This window comes from Streptomyces sp. NRRL WC-3605 (assembly GCF_001509795.1).
In the GTDB taxonomy this organism is placed as follows: Bacteria; Actinomycetota; Actinomycetes; order Streptomycetales; family Streptomycetaceae; genus Streptomyces; species Streptomyces viridochromogenes.
Genome location: NZ_LLZN01000056.1, coordinates 148,089 through 168,006 on the forward strand (window position 1 = coordinate 148,089; position 19,918 = coordinate 168,006).

Here is a 19,918-nt window from a genome sequence, read left to right on the forward strand (position 1 = left end):
CCGGGTGGCTCAGCGTTCGAGCCACCTGACCTGGTAGGCGTGCAGGGTGACCTTCCTGCCGTCGACCCGGACGCTGATCTGCCGGTCGCGGGTGTTGACGGCCAGGACGGTGTCGTCGGTGGCCAGCACCCGCACGCCCGCCCCGTCCACGGACACCCGCTCGAACCGGGTGCCCGGCCCGAACTCCTTCCCGAACCGGGAGAGCAGGCCGTACATGGGCAGTTCGGCGCCGCCGCGATCGGCGTCCGTCGGCGTCCACAGGCAGCCCGCGCAGGCGGTGCCCTTCTCGTTCTCCGGGTTCCAGTAGAACGCGGAGGTGGTGCCGCCCTCGGCCAGCGCGATCAGCCCGGTGGCGTGAACGGCGACCCGGCGGGCCTCGGACCAGCCCTCGCGTTCGTCGTCGCCGTCGGCCGGCTCGACGTAGTACTCGGCCCACCACAGCGGCAGGTCACCGGTCTGCTCGCGCACCCAGCGGCTCACGTCGGTGAACTTCCGCGTGGCCGTGAACTCGTCCGGCAGCAGCTCGTCGTCGCGGGTGTAGCTGGAGCCGTCCACGACGACGAAGTCGGCGCCGGCCTTGTGCTCGTTCCAGTACCGGAAGGCATCGACGGTCCGCCGGTCGAGGGCGCCCCACGGGCCCGTGAGCGCCTTGGAAGCCTCGTGCGCGCGGGGGTCGACGCTGTCCATCACCAGGTAGGGGCCGCCCACCATGATGTCCCGGTCGACCTTCTTCAGCGCCCGGTAGACCAGGTTGTAGAGCTTCGTGTAGCCCTCGTGGTCCCAGCGGGCCTCGGCGTCGTTCCAGAACCCCTTGAACTCGTTCCAGACGACGAAGTGCCGTACGTCCGGGTAGCGCCTCGCGACCGTCGCGGCGAGCGCCGCGTAGTCGTCGTAGTGCCCGGGGTCGGGCGCGGTCTCCAGGGCGGCCTGGCTCCAGTCGGTGGCGTCGACGCCGGGCTCGCCGCCCTTCATCCAGTCCGGCGCGCAGCACAGGGTCACGACCGGGGTGCCGCCGGACGCGCGTACGAAGTCGATGCGCCGGTCCATCGCCTCGAAGTCGTAACGCCCGCGCACGGGTTCGGGGTTGTCGGCGCCCCAGCCCATGACGTGCTGGATCTGCGGCAGGCCCCCGTCACCGGCGATCCGGCGCTCGACGCGTGCGACGGCGGCCGGGGCGCCCTCGTCGGCGCTGTGCTGGGTGTGGGTGAACCCCCAGCCGACCTCGGGGTCGCGCGCGTGCGGCGCGGCCGTCGGCGTGCCGTGCACCTTGTCGCCGTCGCGTGTGGTGCCGTCGGTGTCCACGCCGTTGCCGGGCAGTGTGCTGAGGAGGGTCACGATCAGGGCCAGAGCCGCCGCGCCCACCCCGAGCAGCGCGGTGAGCCGCCACCGCCGTGCCCCCGAATTCCACCCATGACGTCCCATCGAGGACAACGGTAACGGGGGTGCCCGCCGCCCGGGCAGGTTTCGTCGGCACACGGTGGCGCGGCGGCACGGGACGGACGCGACGGGGAAACCGGGTGCACGGCGACCCGCGGTGACGGATCATGGCCGCATGTCTGCGAACCCACACGACGCTCTGCCGATCCGGCTCAACGTCGACGACAGCGACTCGCCGTCCGATGTCGTCGACGCGCTGTTCCTCGGCCGCTTCGCGACGGGCGAGCAGCCGTACGCGCACGCGGCGAACATCGACCGCGTCCGGTCGGGGGCGACCCTGCTGCCGCCGGGCGCGCGGGTGCTGCGCGCGGCCCGTGACGACGACCGCAGCGCGATCCTGGCGGAGGGCGACGGCTGGACGCTGCTCGTCTCCCGCTGGAACCGCGGCGCCGACGTCACCGTGACCGCCACCACCGAGGAACTCGCGGCCCGGGTGCTGGGCGAGGCGACGGACGGCGCGGCCGACGAACCGGAACCGCAGCCGGAGAACGTGACCATGGGCTTCTGGTACGTCTCGCCGCGGCGCGGCCCGCACCGCACGACCCGGCAGATCTCCGCGGGCACCTGGGAGGAGGTGCGGCCCAACTACACGGCGCCGGTGGCGGACGCGATGGACCGGCTGATGAAGACGACGCCGGAGGACATCGCGGGCCGGCTCCTGCTGCTGCACGGCCCGCCCGGCACCGGCAAGACGTCGGCGCTGCGGACCCTGGCCCGCTCGTGGCGGGACTGGTGCCAGGTGGACTGCGTGCTGGATCCCGAGCGCCTGTTCGGCGACGTCGGCTACCTGATGGACATCGCGATCGGCGAGGACGACTCCACGGGCAAAGGCCGCTGGCGGCTGCTGCTCCTGGAGGACTGCGACGAACTGATCCGGGGCGAGGCGAAGCACACCGCGGGCCAGGCCCTGTCGCGGCTGCTGAACCTGACGGACGGCCTGCTGGGCCAGGGCCGCAATGTCCTGGTCGGCGTGACCACCAACGAGGACCTGGAGCGGCTGCACCCGGCCGTGGTCCGCCCGGGCCGCTGTCTGGCCCGGATCGAGGTGGGTCCGCTGACCCGCCCGGAGGCGATCGGCTGGCTCGGCACGGACGAGGGCGTGGGCCGCGAGGGCGCCACCCTGGCGGAGCTGTACGCGCTGAAGCGGGGCACCTCGCCGACGTCGCTCCCGGACCCGCGGGACGGCGCCGACGCCGGGCTGTACCTGTGACGCGGATCCTGGGTGCTTTGATGGATGTATGACCTTGTTCGTCGGCACCTCGGGGTGGCAGTACCGGGACTGGCGGGACGTCCTGTACCCGTCGGACGTGCCCATGCGGCGGTGGCTGGAGGAGTACACGGCCCGGTTCGCCACGGTCGAGCTCAACAACGCCTTCTACCGGCTGCCCTCGCGCGAGAACTTCGAGGCGTGGCGGGAGCGGGTGCCGGGCGACTTCGTGGTCGCGGTGAAGGCGAGCCGCTATCTGACCCACATCAAACGGCTGAAGGACCCCGAGGAGCCGGTGCACCGGCTGATGACCCACGCCGAGGGTCTCGGCGACCGGCTGGGCCCGGTCCTGCTCCAGCTGCCGCCGACGCTACGGGCGGACGCCGGGCTGCTGGACGCCTGCCTTGCCTGCTTCCCGGCCGGCGTCAGGGTGGCCGTCGAGCCCCGGCACGACAGCTGGTGGACGTCCGGTACGCGGGACGTCCTGGAGGCCCGGGGCGCCGCCCTGTGCTGGGCCGACGTGGAGTCGCGCCCGGTGACCCCGCTGTGGCGCACCGCGGACTGGGGGTACGTCCGCTTCCACGTGGGCCGCGCCCGGCGCTGGCCGCACTACGGCCGGCAGGCGCTGGAGACCTGGGTCCGGCGCATCACCGGCACCTGGTCCGCCGGCGAGGACGTGTACGCGTACTTCAACAACGACCCGACGGGCGCGGCGGTCGAGGACGCCATGACGTTCGCGCGGGCGGCGCGCAGGGCGGGCCGGGAGCCGACCCGTACGCCGGAGCGTCTGCTGAGCCCGGGCGAGGACGCGGCTCAGTCGTCGTAGGCGGCCCGCAGCGCGTCCCGTACGGCCGTGAGCGCCGCGTCCTCGTCGAGGCCGAGCCTGCGGACCCGCTCGGCGTACGCCTGGGCGGCCGACGCGGCCTCCCGTTCGGCGGCCGAGCCGGCGGCGGCCACGAACGTGCCGTTGCGGCCCCGCGTCTCGATCACCCCGTCGTTCTCCAGCGCCCGGTACGCCTTGGCGACGGTATTGGCGGCCAGCCCCAGGGACTGGGCGAGCCCGCGCACGGTGGGAAGCCGGTAGCCCACCGGCAGCACCCCCGACCGTGCCTGCTCGGAGATCTGCGCCCGCACCTGCTCGTACGGCGCGACGGCACTGTCGTCGATGTGGATCTTCAAGGTCACAGGCCGATTGTCCCGTACCCGCCGGAAAATGAGAGGCACCCCCGGCAGGTCCCCGTCTAGCGTGCGCCCCATGACCGTGATCGTGCGCGACCTCCGTATCGAAGACCCCGGTGACGTCGGGCGGTTCGTCCACTGCCGGCATCTCGCCCTTCCGCACATGCTGTGGAACGAGGACGCGGTCCGCCACCATCGGACGCACACGCACCCCGACGCCCACTACCGCTGCCTGGTGGCGGAGGAGGACGGCGAGACGATCGGTACGGTCCAGACCGGACTGGCGTACGACAGCCCGGAGCCGGGCCAGGGCCACCTCAACGTCTATGTGCGGCCGGACCGTACGCGGCGCGGCGCGGGCGGGCTGCTGGTGCGGGCCGCGGAGGAGCATCTGGCGGCGCGGGGCGCGACCAGGCTGTTCTCCTGGGTGCTGGACGAGCCGGGGCACCGCGCGTTCGCCGAGCGCCGCGGCTACCGGCCCAGCCGTTCCTCCCACTTCCTGCGCCTGGACCTGGCCGGCGGGGCCCCGCCACAGCTCCCGGACCCGCCGCCCGGCGTGGAGCTGCGCACGGCCGCCGACTTCGCGGACGACCCGCGCCCGCTGTTCCTGCTGGACGCCGAGGTGACGGCGGACGAACCGAGCGATGTACCCGCCGAGTTCACCGACTACGAGGTCTGGCTGCGGGAGACCTGGCGGCATCCCCTCCTCGACCTCGGCCTCACCTCGGTCGCGGTGGCCGGCGGCCGTCCCGTGGCCTTCAGCCTCGCCCACACGGACGGCACGACCCGCTACGCGACGGCCATGACCGGGACCGCGCGCGCCCTGCGCGGGCAGGGCCTGGCGGGGCTCGTCAAGAGCCACTCCCTGCACCGCGCCCGCGCGGCGGGGTACGAGGAGGCGCTGACCGGCAACGACAGCGACAATGCACCCATGCTGGCGATCAACCGCCGGCTCGGGTACGAGATCCGCGCGACGGAGGTGCGGCATGTCCGCGAACTCGGCTGACCGGCCCGTCCGGCTGGACGTGGTGCTCGTCAAGGGCGGGCGAACGAAGATCCGTTACGCGGCGGAGCTGCTGGACGATGACGGCGTCCGCGTCGCCGTCCGCGCCCCGTGGGCGGGCTCAGGGGTCCGCGACTTCGGCTTCGTGCGCTTCGAGCCGGGCGACGTGTTCACCGAGTACTACTGGCGGGACCGCTGGTACTCGGTGAAGGAGGTCCGCGCCGCGTCGGGCGCCCGCAAGGGCTGGTACTGCGACGTCACCCGCCCGGCCACGCGCTCGGGCGGCGAGCTGGTGGTGGAGGACCTCGACCTGGACCTGTGGTGCTCGGCCGACGGGGCGGAGGTGCGCCGGCTCGACGAGGACGAGTTCGCCGAGAGCGGTCTGACCGAGGCGGACCCGGAGGCCGCCGCCGCGGCGGTCGCCGCCCTGGACGAGCTGGAGGCGCGCGCGAGGGGCGAGGGCGGCCTGGAGTCGCTGCTGCGGTAGGCGGCTACGGGACGGCGACGACCGCGTACCGCTCGTCGGTCACGGCCCTCCCCCACAGCCGGGCGTCACCCGACAGACGCTCCACGCGGACGTCCCCGGCGAGGGGCGCGAGCAGGCCGGTGAGCCGGTCCGCCGGTATGCCGACCGGGCTGACCGCGCCCCACACGCCTTCCACCAGCACGAGGCGTCCCCCTGGCCGCAGCAGCCCCGCCCAGTGCCGCAGCACGCGCGCGGGGTCCGCCTGCGTCCACAGGACGTGCCGGACGAGCACGGCGTCGAAGCGGTCCTCGCCGACCGGCGGCGCCGCCGCGTCACCGACGAGGAACACGGCGTCACGTCCGGCGAGCTTGGCGCGGGCGCGCTCCACCATCGCCGGGGACAGGTCCACGCCCGTCACCCGGTGTCCCTGCTCGGCCGCGAGCAGCGACAGGCTGCCGGTGCCGCAGCCGACGTCGAGGAGGTCGCCGGGGCGGGCGGGCAGCCAGGAGCGCAGCCGGTCGGCCCACGCCTGCCGCACCTCGGGGTCGCGCAGGCCGTGGTCGGGCTCGTCGTCGAAGGCGGGCGCGGCGGCGTCCCAGTCCGTGTACGCACTGCCGAGAGGCTGTTCACCGTTCGTCATGGGCCCAGCGTGACACCCGCCACTGACAACGGGATTCGTGACGGCCGCCACTGACAGGACCTGCGGCGATGAGGAACTCTCCCCGCACGTGTCTACCTCCGTGCCAACGCGGAACACGGTAGGCCTGCACTGAAGGAGGCAGCCATGCGCCGGACAACCGTGCAGAAGCCCCTGAAGAAGTCGGATGCCCGCAAGGTCCGCGAGGAGGCGGATCTGTCCCCGTCGGGACGACCCGAGATCCGCAAGGACATCGCCCGCACCTGGTGGCCGGAAGGCTGAGACGCCGCGCCGTCCGCCGTACCGGACCGGATCAGCCGAGCCGCTTGCGGTAGTGCAGGCGGTCGTAGGGCCCGCTCACGCGCCTCTCGGCGACCTCGTAGCCGTACTTCGGATAGATCCTCTGGTTCTCCCACATCATCGCGTTCGTGTAGAGCCTGACCTCGGGCAGGCCGAGCGCACGCGCGTGTGCCTCGACGAACCTCAGCAGCCGTCCCCCGACGCCCTGCCCCTGGGCGTCGGGGTGCACGGCGAGGGTGTCGAGGTACAGGTGGTCGGTGTGCGCCTCCAACACGACCAGCCCCGTCACGGGCCGGCCCGTCACGTACACCTTCCCCGCGGCCACGTTCGCCGCGTGGTCGGCCTCCATGGGCACGGGCACCACCCCGATGCGCTCGATGTACGGCGTGAACGCCGCGTCGGTCACCGCCTTCACGGCCGGTACGTCGGCGGCGGTGGCCGGCCGGATCTGCTCGCTCGTCATGGGACGACGCTATCTACCTGATCCCAGGCTGAGCGGTTCCTTAAGGCGACCCTAAAGATCGCCATCACCTCTCTCCGGCAGGCGATTTCGGCCTTCGTCCGGGCTAACTTCTGATCGCCCCCACGGGATTCACCCCCTGCACCAGGCCCCTGAGGAGATCCGCCATGCCCGCACGCCGCAAGGCCGCCGTCGTCGCCGCGCTCGGTCTGACGCCGCTCGCCCTGACCGCACTCGCCGCCGCGCCCGCCTCGGCGCACGGCTCGATGGGCGACCCGGTCAGCCGGGTCTCGCAGTGCTACGCGGAGGGCCCGGAGAGCCCGGGGTCCGCCGCGTGCAAGGCGGCCGTCGCGGCCGGCGGCACCCAGGCCCTGTACGACTGGAACGGCATCCGCATCGGGGACGCGGGCGGCCGGCACCAGGAGCTGATCCCGGACGGGAAGCTGTGCAGCGCGAACAACGCCGAGTTCAAGGGGCTCGACCTGGCCCGCGCGGACTGGCCGGCGACGAGCGTGAAGAGCGGGTCGTACACCTTCAAGTACCGGGTCACGGCCCCGCACAAGGGCACCTTCAAGGTGTACGTCACCAAGCCGGGCTACGACCCGTCGAAGCCGCTGGCCTGGGGTGACCTGGATCTGGCGAACCCGGTGGCGAGCGCCGTGGACCCGGTGGCGGAGGGCGGCTTCTACACGTTCTCCGGCACGCTGCCCGAGCGGTCGGGCAAGCAGGTGCTGTACGCGGTCTGGCAGCGCTCGGACAGCCCTGAGGCGTTCTACTCCTGCTCGGACGTCACCTTCGGTGGCGGCAGTGGCAGCGGGAGCGGCGGCGGCACCGCGGGCGGCGGGTCCACGACGGCCCCCGGGTCGTCGGCGGCGCCGAGCGCGTCCGCGCCCTCCGAGAAGCAGATCGAGGCCGGTACCGAGAAGTCGACGGTCGAGCACGGCGGGCACGGGGACCAGGACGCCCGCACGTCGGCCGAGCCGGCAGCGGCCGGGGCGACGCCGTCCGTCGCGGCGAACCGGCCGAAGGCCGCGAGCGCCGGGGAGAACCTGGCGGAGACGGGAGGGGACGCCTCCACCGGGTATCTGGCGGTGGGCGGGGCGGCCACGCTGGCGCTGGGTTCGGCGGTCCTGTTCGCGTCGGTGCGCCGGCGGGCGGCGGGCGGCGCCCGGCGCTGACCCGGGGGCACCCCTGAGTTCCGGGGCCTGAACGGCGGCTCAGGCCGGTCAGGCCCCGGCGGTGTGCTCGCGGTCGGCCGCCAGCGCTGTGACCGGAAGGGTTCACCGGCTCGCGGCGCCCGGCACGGCACTAGCCGATCGCGGACGCGCAGGTGGTGGGGGTGGCGTGGGCCGGGTCGAGCGCGTTGGTCACCTCGTGGAAGGCGATGCGGTCGGTCAGGCCCACGAGGGCGTGTTCGGACAGGTCGAGCGCGCACTTGTCCTGGATGAGGACGTTCTTCACGGAGGAGCCGGTCAGGAACTGGGTCCGGTACGGGGTGACCACCTCGTCGTACCTGGTGGCGATGACGGTGTAGCGCACCCCGGGCACGGTGTCGCCGTCCGCGTTGAGCCGTTTCATGAAGTCGGACCCGGCGACCTGCTGGGCGAGGGCGGGGGTGGCGGCGTTCAGGAGGTCGCCGGCGCCGGGGAAGTACGGCAGCAGGTTGGCGAGGCCGGACAGGGTGGTGCCGTGGTTGTTGGGCGCGATGCCGACGAGGGCGTTCACCTTGGAGGCGCCGCCGAGGAACTTGAGGTAGTAGCGGGGCATCATGCCGCCCTGGGAGTGGCCGACGAGGTCGGCCTTCGCGGCGCCGGTGGCGGCGAGCACCTTGTCGACGAAGGCCGACAGCTGTTCGGCCGACTTGTCGATGGGGCCGAGGGCGTGGAAGAGCGGCACGCCCGGGAGTTCGCCGTAGTCGAGGGAGAAGACGCAGTAGCCCCGGTTGGTCAGATAGGGCGCGAGGAACAGCCAGTTGTCGACGGAGTTGGCGAAGGTGCCGTGCACCAGGACGACGGGGCGGGGGTGGGCGGCGGAGGGCTTGCAGGAGTAGTCGTTCCAGCCGCTGCTGGGGGCCTTCGGCGCCGGGGCGGCCTGGGCGGCGGTGGCGGGGACGACGGCGACCGCGGCGGTCAGCAGCAGTGCGGCCAGGGGTCTGAGCACTCGTTTCCAGGGCAGCATCGGGTGATCTCCTCGCGACTCAGGGGGGAGGTGCGACGGCCTTGCGCCCTGTGATCCGGATCACGAAGGATGCTGTTCACTCGTCAAGTTACGGGCGAGTAGCACCGGTGGGAAGTTACGCGTCGGTAAAAACTTCCAGTGGTAACCAGGGGATCTGATAGAGCCCCCCGACAGGACGTCACCAACCAGGACGGACCGGGCCGTTGGAGGCGATGCGCGTCAGCCCGTGCAGCAGGGACCGCAGTTCCCCCTCGCCCAGCTCAGCGGCCCAGGAGCCCACGACCTCCGCCGCCGCCTCCTCGGCGGCGCGGGTGCAGGCCCACCCCCGGCCGGTGAGCACGACCAGCCGGGCGCGCGCGTCGGCGGGATGCGGCCGCCGCTCGGCGTACCCCTTGCGCACGATCTCGTCGACGAGCTGGCTCGCGGCCTGCTTGGTGACCCCGAGGTGGGCGGCGAGCTCGGTGACCGTGGCGCCGTCCGGGGCGAGCCGGGCGAACGCGAACCCGTGCGCGGGCCGCAGCCCCTCGAAGCCCCGGGCGACCACGCCGTCGTGGATGCGCCGGGTGAGGTCGCCGGCGGCGGCGAGCAGGGCGGCGGACAGGGCCATGGCGTCGGAGTTCTGCACGCAGGCATTGAAACACCCTTGACCGACTGGTCAAGAAGCTTGACCATATAGTCAAGCAGCTTGACCATTGTGAAGGAGTTCGTCATGCCCGTCGTCCGTCCGTCCGACGCCGTGGTGCACGAGATGCACGGCGCCCGTTTCGTCTCGTACGCCACCCCGCTCACCGGCAGCCGGGAGCTGTGCGCCTGGCGCGGCGAGGTGCCGGCCGGCACCCGCGCGCCCGCGCACACCGTCACCAAGGAGGAGATCCTGCACGTCCTCGACGGCGAACTGCGCGTCACGCTCGACGGGGAGACGACCCACGTCACCGCGGGCGACACCCTCATCGTCAATGCCGGCGCCACCCTCACCGTCGAGAACCACGGCGCGCGTCCCGCGATCACCTGGGTGACCACGCTCGTCGGCCTTGAGGCCGAACTCGCGGACGGGACGCGCATCGCTCCCCCGTGGGCCCGCTGAGGCTCACGCGGCCAGCGCCCCCGGCACCACCGCGTGCGCCCCGAACTTCGCCCGCACCCGGTCCGCCACCTCCTCGACGCGGCGCGCCTTCTCGTCCACCGGGTCGAAGGTGAGCTGATACGGGGCCCGTTCGGCCGGGTCGAGGCCCTCGGCGCGCAGCGCGACCGCCCGGACGCGGGCGCGCTGGAGGCCCAGGGCCTCGTACAGGCCGTAGGCCGTCCTGGTCAGCGCCGCCGAGTGGGCCGTGGGTTCGCCCAGGGTGCGGCTGCGTGTCGTGGAGGAGCGGTCCGCGTAGCGCACGGTCAGGGTCAGGGTGCGGCAGACCTTGTCCAGGGCGCGCAGCCGGGCGCCCAGTTCCTCGGCGGCGGAGAGCAGGGCGCGGCGGTGGTGTCCGGGGTCCAGTTCGTCGCGGGCGAAGGGACGTTCGGTGGCCAGTGAGCGGGACACGGCGTCCGGGACGACCCGGCCGCGGTCGATGCCGCTCGCCTTCTCGCGCAGTTCCCGGCCGGCCCGGGCACCGATCAGCCGCTGAAGGGTGGACAGGGGTGCGGCGGCGACCCGGCCGAGGGTTTCGAGGCCGTACGCGCCCAGCGTGCGGGCGGCGGCCGGGCCCACGCCGGGCAGCGCCGCCACGGGCCGCTCGGCCAGGAACTCCGCGAGGGCGTCCGGGTCCCGGGGTGCCACGCCGGTCACGCCGGGCCGGGCGTCCCGCAGGGCCACGCGGGCCAGCACGGGGCCCGGGCCCGCGCCGATCGCGCAGTCGACCCCGTGGTGGGCGAGGGCCCGCACCCGGATCACCGACGCCAGTTCGACGGCGTCCCGGCCGAAGTACCGTTCGGCGCCGCGCAGATCGGCCAGCGCCAGGTCCGGGGGCAGCGCCTGGACGACGGGCGTGAAGTCCTCCAGCAGTCCGAGCAGCCCGGGCAGGGCCGTCTCGTCCCCGGTCGGCAGCTGGAAACGTACGCAGAGGATGGTCATCCCGCACTCCCCGGACTCTGGTGCCACAACTTCCGTCCACCCGCGGACCCTTCGCCCGCGGGACGCAGATCGGCCCAGGGGTGCATCTCGTACCCCGTGGACATGCGGATCGTCCGCTGCCGCTCCATGCGGTCCTGGGCCGCGGAGCCGGCCGGTGCGGGCTCCCCCTCCGACCCGGCGAGCCGGCGGCGCGCCGCCCCCTCGCCGTCGGCGCCGGGGCCGTCCCCGGGGCCGCCGTCACCGGCCAGCCGGGCGGCGACGCCCTCCAGTCCCTCGCGCCGGCGCACCTCCAGCAGGTCCGCGAGGTTCCAGGCGGCGGAGCCCACGACGCTGAGGCTGCGCGGCCCGCGCCGCTGCACGACGCCCCGCACCAGCAGCAGCCAGGAGTGGAAGACGGTATGGGCGCAGGCGTCGTGCGAGTCGTCGAAGAAGGCGAGGTCGACCAGGCCCGTCCCGTCGTCGAGCGTGCTGAAGATGACCCGCTTGCCGGACCGGATCGGCGGGGTCTGGGTGGCCGCCTTGGCGCCCGCGACCAGCACGGTCTCCCCGTGCCGCGCCTCGCGCAGCCGGCGCGCGCCGACCACGCCCAGCTCCTGGAGGAACTCCCGGTGGTCGTCCATGAGATTGCGCGAGGCGTCCATCGACAGCACTCCCAGTTCGGCGCTGAGGCGCTCCTCCGAGGTCAGGTCGGGCAGTCCGGCCGGGGCCGTCCGCCGGCCGCCGGCCAGCGGGAGCTGGTCCCCGCCGCCGCCCCGGGCGCCCCGGTGCAGTTCGGTCAGGTGCAGTTGCAGGTCCCGCCGGTTGGCGCCGAACGCGTCCAGCGCCCCGACCTGGGCGAGCCGCTGGGCGAGCGGACGACTGGGGCGGGCCCGCTCCCAGAAGTCGAGCAGGGAGGCGTACGGCTGCCCGGCGGCGATCCGGGCCGCCTCGGCCTCGCTGATGCCGTGCACGCCGGAGAGGGCGAGCCGCAGTCCCCAGGTGCCGCCGGACTCCCCTGAATCAGACACCAGTTCGATCCGATGGGTGACGCCGGAGACGTTCACGTCCAGCGGCAGGATCGGCACCCCGCGCCGCCGCGCGTCCGCCAGCAGCAGCCGCTTCGGGTACATCCCGGGATCGTGGGTGAGCAGCCCGGCGTAGAAGGCGGCCGGGTGGTGGGCCTTCAGCCAGGCCGACTGGTAGGTCGGCACGGCGAAGGCGACCGCGTGCGCCTTGCAGAAGCCGTACGAGCCGAACGCCTCGACGATCTCCCAGGTCCGCCCGATGGTCTCCGCGTCGTACCCCTTGGCGGCCGCGTGCTGGGCGAACCACACCCGGATGCGCGCCTGCGACTCCGGGTCGGAGAGCCCGCGCCGCACCCGGTCGGCCTCGTCCCGTCCGCAGCCGGTCATCAGGTGCACGATGTCGATGATCTGCTCGTGGAAGACGACGACCCCGTACGTGTCGCGCAGCGGTTCCGCCAGGTCGGGGTGCGGGTAGCGCACCGGTGCCCGCCCGTGCCGGGCCTCGATGAACGGCCGCACCATGTCGGCGGCGACCGGTCCGGGCCGGAAGAGCGAGATGTCCACGACCAGGTCGTGGAAGGTGGCCGGCTGGAGCCGTCCGACGAGGTCCCGCTGGCCCGGTGACTCGATCTGGAAGCAGCCGAGCGTCTCGGTGGACCGGATCAGCCCGTACGTCGCCGGGTCGCCGTCGGGCACCCCGTCCAGGTCGACCCGCTCGCCGGTGGCCCGCTCCACCTCGGCGACCGCGTGCGCCATCGCCGACTGCATCCGCACCCCGAGCACGTCGAGCTTGAGCAGCCCGAGGTCCTCCACGTCCTCCTTGTCGAACTGCGACATGGGCAGGCTCTCGCCGCTGGTCGGCACGACGGGCGTCCGGGAGTGCAGGGAGGCGTCGGACAGGAGCACCCCGCACGGGTGCATGGCGATGCCGCGCGGCAGGGCGTCCAGCGCCTCCACCAGCTCCCACAGCCTGCCGTACCGCTCCCGCTCCCCGGCCAGCCGGCGCAGCTCGGGCAGCTCGTCCAGGGCCGCTCGGGCGTCCCGGGCCCGGATGTGCGGGAAGGACTTGGCGATGCGGTCGATGTCGGCCGGGTCCATGGACAGGGCCGCGCCCACGTCCCGGATCGCGTGCCGCACCCGGTAGGTCTCCGGCATCGAGACGGTCGCCACCCGCTCGCTCCCGAACCGGTCGATGATCGCGCGGTAGACCTCCAGCCGCCGTGCGGACTCCACGTCGATGTCGATGTCCGGCAGCACCAGCCGCCGCTTGGACAGGAAGCGCTCCATCAGCAGCCCGTGCTCGACGGGGTCGGCGTGCGCGATGCCCAGCAGGTGGTTGACGAGCGAGCCCGCGCCGGACCCCCGGGCGGCGACCCGGATCCCCATGGCCCGTACGTCGTCGACGACCTGGGCCACCGTCAGGAAGTAGGAGGCGAACCCGTGGTGGGCGATGATGTCCAGCTCGTGGTGCATCCGCTCCCAGTACGCACGCCGCCCGTCGTAGCCGCGCCGCACCATCGCGGCCACCGCCCGGGAGGCGAGCGCCCGCTGGGCGGAGCGCCGGCCGGCGCCGACGAGATACGGCTCGGGGAAGTGGACGGTGCCGATGCCGAGGTCGTCCTCGGGGTCGACGCGGCACTCGTCGGCGGTCGCCGCGGTCTGCTCCAGCAGCCGGCGCGCGGCGCCGGGACGGAAGCCCGCCGCCTCCACGACCCGTTCGGCGACCCGCTCCATCTCCTCGGGGCCCTTGAGCCAGGCCTGACCGGAGTCCCGTTCCCCGAGGGCGTCGACGGGCATGAGCCGGCGCGCGGCGTCCAGCACGTCGGCGACCGGCCCGAGGCCGGGGTCCGCGTACCGCACGGCGTTGCTCAGCACGGGCCGGACCCGCTGCTCGGCGGCGAAGCCCACCGTCCGGGCGGCGAGCCGCAGCGACCCCGGCCCGGTGCCCTGGCGCCCGTGCCACACGGCCTCCAGCCGCAGGGCGTCGCCGTAGGCCTCCCGCCAGGGCTCGAGCAGCCGGGCCGCCCGGTCGGGGCGGCCGGCGGCGAGCGCGCGGGCCACGTCGGACGCGGGTCCGAGCAGGACGGTCAGCCCGTCGCCGTGGTTGTCCGCCCGGGACAGCAGGGGCGGGCCGTCGCCGCGGTGGGCGGCGGAGACCAGCCGGCACAGGTCGGCCCAGCCGCGTGCCCCGTCCCGGGCGAGGAAGGTGACCCGCTGCGCGGGCTCGTCGACGAACGCGCCGCCGCGCACCGGGGTCCGCCGGCGCCCCGGGGCCTCCCCGCGCGGCGCGGACTCCTCCACCGCCAGCTCCACGCCGTACAGCGGGCGCACCCCGGCCGCGGCGCAGGCCTTGGTGAAGCGGACGGCGCCGGAGAGCGAGTCCCGGTCGGTGAGGGCCAGGGCGTCCATGCCCCGCTCGGCGGCCCGCTCGGCCAGCCGCTCCGGATGGGAGGCGCCGTGCCGCAGGGAGAACCCCGAGACGGTGCGCAGATGCGTGAAGCCCGACACACGCACCTCCTTGGCGGGCCCGAGATCGACCCTCGAACATCAGTTCCCTACTCCCTCACCATAGACCATCTCCGCCCCCTTTATCGAACACTCGTACGACACTCATCCGGTCCTTCCCCACCTGCGCGGACGCCGCCCTCGACGGAGCGTGGAGGCATGACGCAGCCCACCCCCTTCCTCGCCGAGGTGAAGGAGGCCGTCACCCCCCGGGCCACCCTGCTCGTGGCCGGCGTGCTCGCCCTCAGCCTGCTCTTCATCACGTCCTACGTCGGCGCGCTCCACGACCCGAAGCCCAAGGACGTCCCCGTCGGTGTCGTGGCGCCCCCGGCGGTCGCCGCGCAGGCGGTGGACCGGCTGGCCGGGCTGCCCGACAGCCCCCTGGACCCCCGCGCGCTCCCCGACGCGAAGACCGCCCGCGCCCAGATCCTGAACCGCGACATCGACGGCGCCCTGGTGATCGACCCGGCCGGCACCCGGGACACCCTCCTGGTCGCCAGCGGCGGCGGGAAGGTCCTGGCCCTCACTCTGCAGACGCTCTTCGCCGGCCTGGAGCGGACACAGCACCGCACCCTGCGCACCGTCGACGTGATCCCGGCCGACCCGCAGGACGCCAACGGACTCACGTCCTTCTACCTGGTCGTGGGCTGGTGCGTGGGCGGCTATCTGTGCGCGTCGATCATGACGATCAGCTCCGGCGCCCGCCGCCCCACCCCGCGACGCACCCTGATCCGCCTCCTCGCGATGGCCGTCGCCGCCGCCGTCGCGGGACTCGGCGGCGCCCTGATCGTCGGGCCGATCCTGGGCGCGCTCCCGGGCAGCCTCCCCGCCCTGTGGGGCCTGGGCACCCTGACCGTCTTCGCGGTCGGCGCGGCCACCCTCGCCTTCCAGTCCCTCATCGGCCTGGCCGGCATCGGTCTGGCCATCCTGATCGTGGTGATCCTGGGCAACCCGAGCGCGGGCGGCGCCCTGCCGCCTCCGCTGCTCCCGCCGTTCTGGAAGGACATCGGCCCCGCCCTGCCCCCGGGCGCGGGCACCTGGGCGGCCCGTTCGATCGCCTACTTCCGGGGCAACGACTCCGCGGGCTCCCTGCTGGTCATGTCGGCGTGGGCGGTCGGCGGCGTGGCCGTCGCCCTGCTGGCGGCGACCCTGCGGGGCCGGGACCGGGACCGGCCGGAGTCCGCCGCCACCCCGTGAGGGGACGGCGAAGAGCCCCGCCCCCCGACAGCGGGGGCGGGGCTCTCGTGGAGAGGTGTCAGCCGATCTCGGTACCCGTGGCGGACAGTGCCTCGGTCACCGGCTGGAAGAAGGTCTCGCCGCCGGAGGTGCAGTCACCACTGCCACCGGAGGTGAGGCCGACCGCCTTGTCGCCGGAGAACAGCGAGCCGCCGCTGTCGCCGGGCTCGGCGCAGACGTCGGTCTGGATCAGCCCGTTGACGATGTCGCCGTTGCCGTAGTTCACGGTGGCGTCCAGGCCGGTCACCTTGCCCTCGTGCACCTGGGTGGTGGAACCGCTCCGGGTGACCGCCATGCCCACGGTGGCCTCGGCGGCACCGCTGATGGCCTGCGAGGAACCGTTGTACAGGTTCACCTCGCTCGGGTGGTCGACGTCGGCCGTGTACTTGACCAGGCCGTAGTCGTTGTCCGGGAAGCTCGAGTCCGCGTTGGTGCCGATCTCCTGGCCGCTGGAGTCGGACCAGGTCGAGATGGACTCGGTGCAGTGCCCGGCCGTCAGGAAGAACGGCTCGCCGCCCTTGACGACGTTGAAGCCGAGCGAGCACCGCCCGCCGCCGCCGGTGATCGCGTCACCGCCCGCGAGGAAGGGCTTGAACTCCCCCTTCGAGCGCTTCAGTTCGACCGTGGCGCCCAGCTTGTCCGCCACCTTGGTGAGCTGGGCCCACTCGGCCTTGGAGACCGTGCGGTCGGCGGTGACCACGACCTTGTTGGCGGTCGGGTCCGTCACCCAGGCGGTGCCCGGGATGGTGGCGTCCTTCTGCAGCGTGGTGCGGGCGCTTCTGAGCTCGGCGAGCGAGTTCTGGACGACCCGCGCCTCGGCGCCGGCCGCCTCGACGGTGCCGGCGACGGCCTCGTCGAGGACGTTCACCACGAGGCTCTTGGCCTGGGCGTCGTAGTAGGTGCCCGCGGCGTCGGCGCCGAGGTCCTTCACGAGGGTCGAGGCGAGCTTTCCGGCCGCGCCGGCCGACAGGGGCTTCGGCGCGGACGCCTCCGGCGTCTCACTCGCGTTCGCAGACTGCAAGGTCACTCCGGCGGCGACCAGTGCGGCGATGCCCGCACCTGCCACGGCGACACGGCGCCTGGGTATGCGTCGGTGCTTCAACTCACGTCCTCCTGTGGGGGGTCGGCCCGGGAGGTTGTGGGGACCTCGTCGGACCGGAAGGCGTACGGCCACGGGGGCGACTCACAACAAAAGCCACACCCGCGCCGGTTGAACACGCCTCACTATTCCTATGTTCGACAGGAGGACACAAGGTCGACTTCAGGACGGGCACAGAACACACGCACACACCCCCCAACTCTTGACCATGCACAGTCACGCCTGCCGCCTTCGCTCAGCAAACACCGCGAGCGAGCGGGGCATCAGCAGCGGGTGAGGTCTACTCCTGTCCTGAAATCGCCCCTCGGCCTCAGGGGCACAACGACGAGCCCCCCGCACGCGATCGCGTGCGGGGGGCTCGGCCCGATGCCGGGCGGACCTCACATGTGCCGTGCCGGCACGACGGTCAGTAGACGCTGACGCCGTAGGCGGACAGGGCCTCGGTGACCGGCTGGAAGAAGGTCGTGCCACCGGAGGAGCAGTTGCCGCTGCCGCCGGAGGTCAGACCGTACGCCGTGCCGTTGCTGCCGTAGAGCGAACCGCCGGAGTCGCCGGGCTCGGCGCAGACCGTGGTCTGGATCAGGCCGGAGACGATGTCGCCGCCGCCGTAGTTGACGGTCGCGTTGAGGGCGGTGACCCGGCCGCTGTGCGTACCGGTGGTCGAGCCGTCCCGGATGACGGTCGTGCCCACGCTCGGCGTGGCGGCGCGGGTGATGTCCACGCCGTTGGCGGTGCCGGGCCGGCTGACGGAGCCCGAGTAGCGCACGATGCCGTAGTCGTTGCCCGGGAAGCTGGAACCGGCGGTCGAGCCGATGACCGAGGTGCGCCCGGAGTTGGAGTACCAGGTTCCCGCGCCGTCGGTGCAGTGGCCGGCGGTCAGGAAGTACTGGTTGCCGCTGCTGTCCTGGACGTTGAAGCCGAGCGAACAGCGCCAGCTGCTCGCATAGATGGCGTCACCGCCCTGGATGAACTTCTGGAACTTGCCGGGGGTGCGCTTGATCATGAGCGCGTCGGCGTTCGACCCGGCCTGCTCCTTGATCTTCGCTATCTCCGCCTGGGAGACCGTGCTGTCGACGGTCACCGTGACGCGGTTGGTCTTGCTGTCGACGGCCCAGGCGGTGCCCGGGACGTCGGCCTTCAGCACGGAGCCGCTGACGCTCTTGAGCTGGGACGCGCTGAAGGTGGTGGGGGTTTCCGCGGCGGTCGCGTTGGGGATCGCGAACGCCGCCGCGGCGACGAGTCCGGAGGACACGGCGATCAGCCGGGTCCGTCTGGTGATGCCGCTGCGGGGAGTGGTGCGCTTGATCCTCACGTTTCGTTCCCTCCAAGGGAAGTCGGGGGCCCGCGTGGGGTCGGGGCCGGTGAGGCGCAGTCAGCGAGCCGGTCGTCCGGGTTCCGAACATGCCGTGCCCCTGACAAGCGCTGAGGGGAGTATTCGGCCGAACGACCGGTCGGCACAAGGGTGCCTTTCGGCCGTCAACATTTGAACGATGTGTGCGTGTTGGCCGAGGCTGTCCGCATCGGCGCCGGTCAGGGCAGGTTGCGCGCCTCGCGCCCCCGCCGGCCCGAAAGGGGGCGGAGAGGCGCCCGGCACCCGCACAAGAGGTGAGTGGGCCATGGTCGCGGCGGGACACCAGTCGGCACGCGGCACCCACTCTGACACCCGGCGTACACGCCCCCGGGACTCCACACGCCACGCGCCCCGACGCGCACCGACCCGCCGGGCCCCGCTCCCACGCACGCCTCCACCGTCCACCGAGTGGCCGGAATTTACCCCTCCGGATGCCGCCCCCGCCCTCCCCCGATCCGGGCGGGGCGAACGGCGCTGGGTGCCCCTGCGGGCTGTCCCGTAATCCGCAGTGGATCAGCGCGGATTACGGGGCAGCCCTCAGCAACCGTCGCACGGGCAGCAGCAGTCGCAGCCGTCGCAGTCGCAGTCGCGGCAGCAGCCCTCGCGCTTCTTCCGGGACCAGGGACCCTCGTACTCCTCCGCGCAGCACAGCTTGCAGGTGCAGCACAGCAGCCAGAACATGCCGCAGCCGGCCCAGAATCCGCGCCGCCCCTTCGGGGGCTGCGGTGCCGGACCGCCGCCGAAGCCGCCGAAGCCGCCCCCACCCCCACCCGGCGCTCCCCCGCCCCCGGCGTACGGGGTGCCCCCGGCGTACGGATTTCCGCCACCGGCGTACGGGTTCTGCTGCGCGCCGTGTGGTCCATGCTGCGGCGGCTGCCCGTAGGGGCCCGGCTGATGGGAGGCGCAGACCGGCGTCGTGCCGAACGCCCGGTCCACGGAACGCCTCAGTTCGTGCACGAGGAGCAGATGCGCGAGTCCGGGCTCGGTGAACTCCACCTCGCGCAGCGCCAGCCGTACGCCGTGCACGGCGTCGTCGGCGAGCCGCCGCGCCTCCGCGAGCGAGGTCCCGGTCGCGGTCAGCGGGTTCCACGCGCCGGCCTCGGCGTCGGCGGCCAGGTCCTCCACCGCGTCCAGGAGGTGCGCCAGCCGCCCGAAGAGCCGCCCCGCCTCGGCCAGCGGCCCGGCGTTGCCCGGCCGCCCGGCGAGGACGGCGGTGTGCGCGAAGGCGGCGGCGGTCGCGGTCTCCGTCGGCTCGGTGACGGTGAGGATCGGCGTGCCGGGTCCGGCGAGCGTCTCGATGCCGAGCTGCCGGTCGACGGCGTCGACGAGGACGGCCGTGTCGAAGCCGACGGCGGAGCCGGAGCGCAGACCTGCCGCACCCCAGCCCGCGGCCACCCGCCGCGCGGCGAGCGCCACCGGCCTGCGGGCCAGCAGCCCGTCCCCGTCGGCCACATGGTCGCGCACCTTGGCCGAGGCGAGCACCAGTGAGACGGCGGCGGCGAGCCGGGCACCCTCACCCTGAGCGACGGACGCCGTGCGCATGCCGCGCAGCGGACACGGCCCCGCCGTACGCCGCAGCGCGTCGGCCCGGTCCGACTGAGCCTCCGTCAGGACGGATATCAGCAGCCCGTCGTAGTTGGTGACCACCCGCGCCAGCTGCCCGTGGTCCCCGCGCAGCGCGAGGCACAGACCGCACAGATGCGCCATCCATTCACTGGTGAACCGCTCTCCGAGCCGATGACGGCAGGGCCTGACCATTCCGAACATGACGCTCCCCCCGAGGTTGTTCCGCTG

At 73.5% G+C, this 19,918-nt stretch carries 19 protein-coding genes; 8 read left to right on the forward strand and 11 right to left on the reverse strand.

Features of this window, described 5'->3' with window-relative positions; translation table 11 throughout:
* Positions 1–9: 9 nt before the first annotated feature.
* Positions 10–1,422, reverse strand: coding sequence for a GH39 family glycosyl hydrolase (locus ADL34_RS17610; RefSeq protein ID WP_062670922.1), 1,413 nt, complete (start codon positions 1,420–1,422; stop codon positions 10–12).
* 130 nt (positions 1,423–1,552) lie between these two features.
* Between ADL34_RS17610 and ADL34_RS17615 the strand changes: the two genes are divergently transcribed.
* Entirely contained in the window at positions 1,553–2,647 is a 1,095-nt protein-coding gene (locus ADL34_RS17615; protein WP_062670735.1) for a DUF5925 domain-containing protein, read from the forward strand.
* Between the two features lie 28 nt (positions 2,648–2,675).
* Positions 2,676–3,470: a DUF72 domain-containing protein gene (locus ADL34_RS17620; protein ID WP_062670733.1), complete on the forward strand. Its 795-nt coding sequence runs from the start codon at positions 2,676–2,678 to the stop codon at positions 3,468–3,470.
* Here ADL34_RS17620 and ADL34_RS17625 read toward each other — a convergent pair.
* Positions 3,458–3,829, reverse strand: a complete 372-nt coding sequence (locus tag ADL34_RS17625) for a GntR family transcriptional regulator (RefSeq protein ID WP_062670731.1) — start codon at positions 3,827–3,829, stop codon at positions 3,458–3,460. The genes ADL34_RS17620 and ADL34_RS17625 overlap by 13 nt on opposite strands.
* Before the next feature lie 70 nt (positions 3,830–3,899).
* Here ADL34_RS17625 and ADL34_RS17630 point away from each other — a divergent pair, with 70 nt between their 5' ends.
* Complete coding sequence (locus tag ADL34_RS17630) at positions 3,900–4,829, forward strand: GNAT family N-acetyltransferase (protein WP_062670920.1); 930 nt, start codon at positions 3,900–3,902, stop codon at positions 4,827–4,829.
* Positions 4,810–5,313: a DUF402 domain-containing protein gene (locus ADL34_RS17635; protein WP_062670729.1), complete on the forward strand. Its 504-nt coding sequence runs from the start codon at positions 4,810–4,812 to the stop codon at positions 5,311–5,313. Before ADL34_RS17630 ends, ADL34_RS17635 begins: the two co-directional genes overlap by 20 nt.
* Before the next feature lie 4 nt (positions 5,314–5,317).
* On the opposite strand, the gene ADL34_RS17640 is transcribed toward ADL34_RS17635, so the two are convergent.
* On the reverse strand, positions 5,318–5,932 hold the full coding sequence (locus tag ADL34_RS17640) for a class I SAM-dependent methyltransferase (RefSeq protein ID WP_062670727.1): 615 nt from the start codon (positions 5,930–5,932) through the stop codon (positions 5,318–5,320).
* 144 nt (positions 5,933–6,076) lie between these two features.
* On the opposite strand from ADL34_RS17640, the gene ADL34_RS37040 reads away from it, so the two are divergent.
* Positions 6,077–6,211: a hypothetical protein gene (locus ADL34_RS37040; protein WP_107115694.1), complete on the forward strand. Its 135-nt coding sequence runs from the start codon at positions 6,077–6,079 to the stop codon at positions 6,209–6,211.
* A 31-nt stretch (positions 6,212–6,242) separates the two neighbouring features.
* Here ADL34_RS37040 and ADL34_RS17645 read toward each other — a convergent pair whose 3' ends face one another.
* Positions 6,243–6,692 carry a GNAT family N-acetyltransferase gene (locus ADL34_RS17645; RefSeq protein ID WP_062670725.1) on the reverse strand — a complete coding sequence of 150 codons (450 nt, stop codon included), beginning with the start codon at positions 6,690–6,692 and terminating at the stop codon, positions 6,243–6,245.
* Positions 6,693–6,856: 164 nt separating this feature from the next.
* Between ADL34_RS17645 and ADL34_RS17650 the strand changes: the two genes are divergently transcribed.
* Entirely contained in the window at positions 6,857–7,867 is a 1,011-nt protein-coding gene (locus ADL34_RS17650; RefSeq protein ID WP_062670723.1) for a lytic polysaccharide monooxygenase auxiliary activity family 9 protein, read from the forward strand.
* Positions 7,868–7,997: 130 nt separating this feature from the next.
* Here the strand turns inward: ADL34_RS17650 and ADL34_RS17655 are convergent, their stop codons facing one another.
* Positions 7,998–8,867 carry an esterase/lipase family protein gene (locus ADL34_RS17655; RefSeq protein WP_062670721.1) on the reverse strand — a complete coding sequence of 290 codons (870 nt, stop codon included), beginning with the start codon at positions 8,865–8,867 and terminating at the stop codon, positions 7,998–8,000.
* A gap of 178 nt (positions 8,868–9,045) precedes the next feature.
* Positions 9,046–9,492 carry a MarR family winged helix-turn-helix transcriptional regulator gene (locus ADL34_RS17660; RefSeq protein ID WP_062670719.1) on the reverse strand — a complete coding sequence of 149 codons (447 nt, stop codon included), beginning with the start codon at positions 9,490–9,492 and terminating at the stop codon, positions 9,046–9,048.
* Positions 9,493–9,576: 84 nt separating this feature from the next.
* Between ADL34_RS17660 and ADL34_RS17665 the strand changes: the two genes are divergently transcribed.
* A complete protein-coding gene (locus tag ADL34_RS17665) occupies positions 9,577–9,951 on the forward strand; it encodes a cupin domain-containing protein (protein ID WP_062670918.1) in 375 nt (124 codons plus the stop codon).
* A gap of 3 nt (positions 9,952–9,954) precedes the next feature.
* Here the strand turns inward: ADL34_RS17665 and ADL34_RS17670 are convergent, their stop codons facing one another.
* Both ADL34_RS17670 and ADL34_RS17675 read right to left on the reverse strand, forming a co-directional pair.
* Positions 9,955–10,929: a DNA polymerase Y family protein gene (locus ADL34_RS17670; RefSeq protein ID WP_062670717.1), complete on the reverse strand. Its 975-nt coding sequence runs from the start codon at positions 10,927–10,929 to the stop codon at positions 9,955–9,957.
* Positions 10,926–14,441, reverse strand: a complete 3,516-nt coding sequence (locus ADL34_RS17675) for a DNA polymerase III subunit alpha (protein WP_062670715.1) — start codon at positions 14,439–14,441, stop codon at positions 10,926–10,928. Before ADL34_RS17675 ends, ADL34_RS17670 begins: the two co-directional genes overlap by 4 nt.
* Before the next feature lie 156 nt (positions 14,442–14,597).
* Between ADL34_RS17675 and ADL34_RS17680 the strand changes: the two genes are divergently transcribed.
* Complete coding sequence (locus ADL34_RS17680; protein WP_062670713.1) at positions 14,598–15,635, forward strand: hypothetical protein; 1,038 nt, start codon at positions 14,598–14,600, stop codon at positions 15,633–15,635.
* A 58-nt stretch (positions 15,636–15,693) separates the two neighbouring features.
* Here the strand turns inward: ADL34_RS17680 and ADL34_RS17685 are convergent, their stop codons facing one another.
* The 3 genes from ADL34_RS17685 to ADL34_RS17695 form a co-directional block, all read right to left on the reverse strand.
* Entirely contained in the window at positions 15,694–16,776 is a 1,083-nt protein-coding gene (locus ADL34_RS17685) for a S1 family peptidase (RefSeq protein ID WP_062670712.1), read from the reverse strand.
* A 403-nt stretch (positions 16,777–17,179) separates the two neighbouring features.
* Positions 17,180–18,085 carry a S1 family peptidase gene (locus ADL34_RS17690; protein ID WP_062670710.1) on the reverse strand — a complete coding sequence of 302 codons (906 nt, stop codon included), beginning with the start codon at positions 18,083–18,085 and terminating at the stop codon, positions 17,180–17,182.
* 576 nt (positions 18,086–18,661) lie between these two features.
* A complete protein-coding gene (locus tag ADL34_RS17695) occupies positions 18,662–19,891 on the reverse strand; it encodes a DUF5685 family protein (protein WP_199835586.1) in 1,230 nt (409 codons plus the stop codon).
* Positions 19,892–19,918 lie beyond the last annotated feature (27 nt).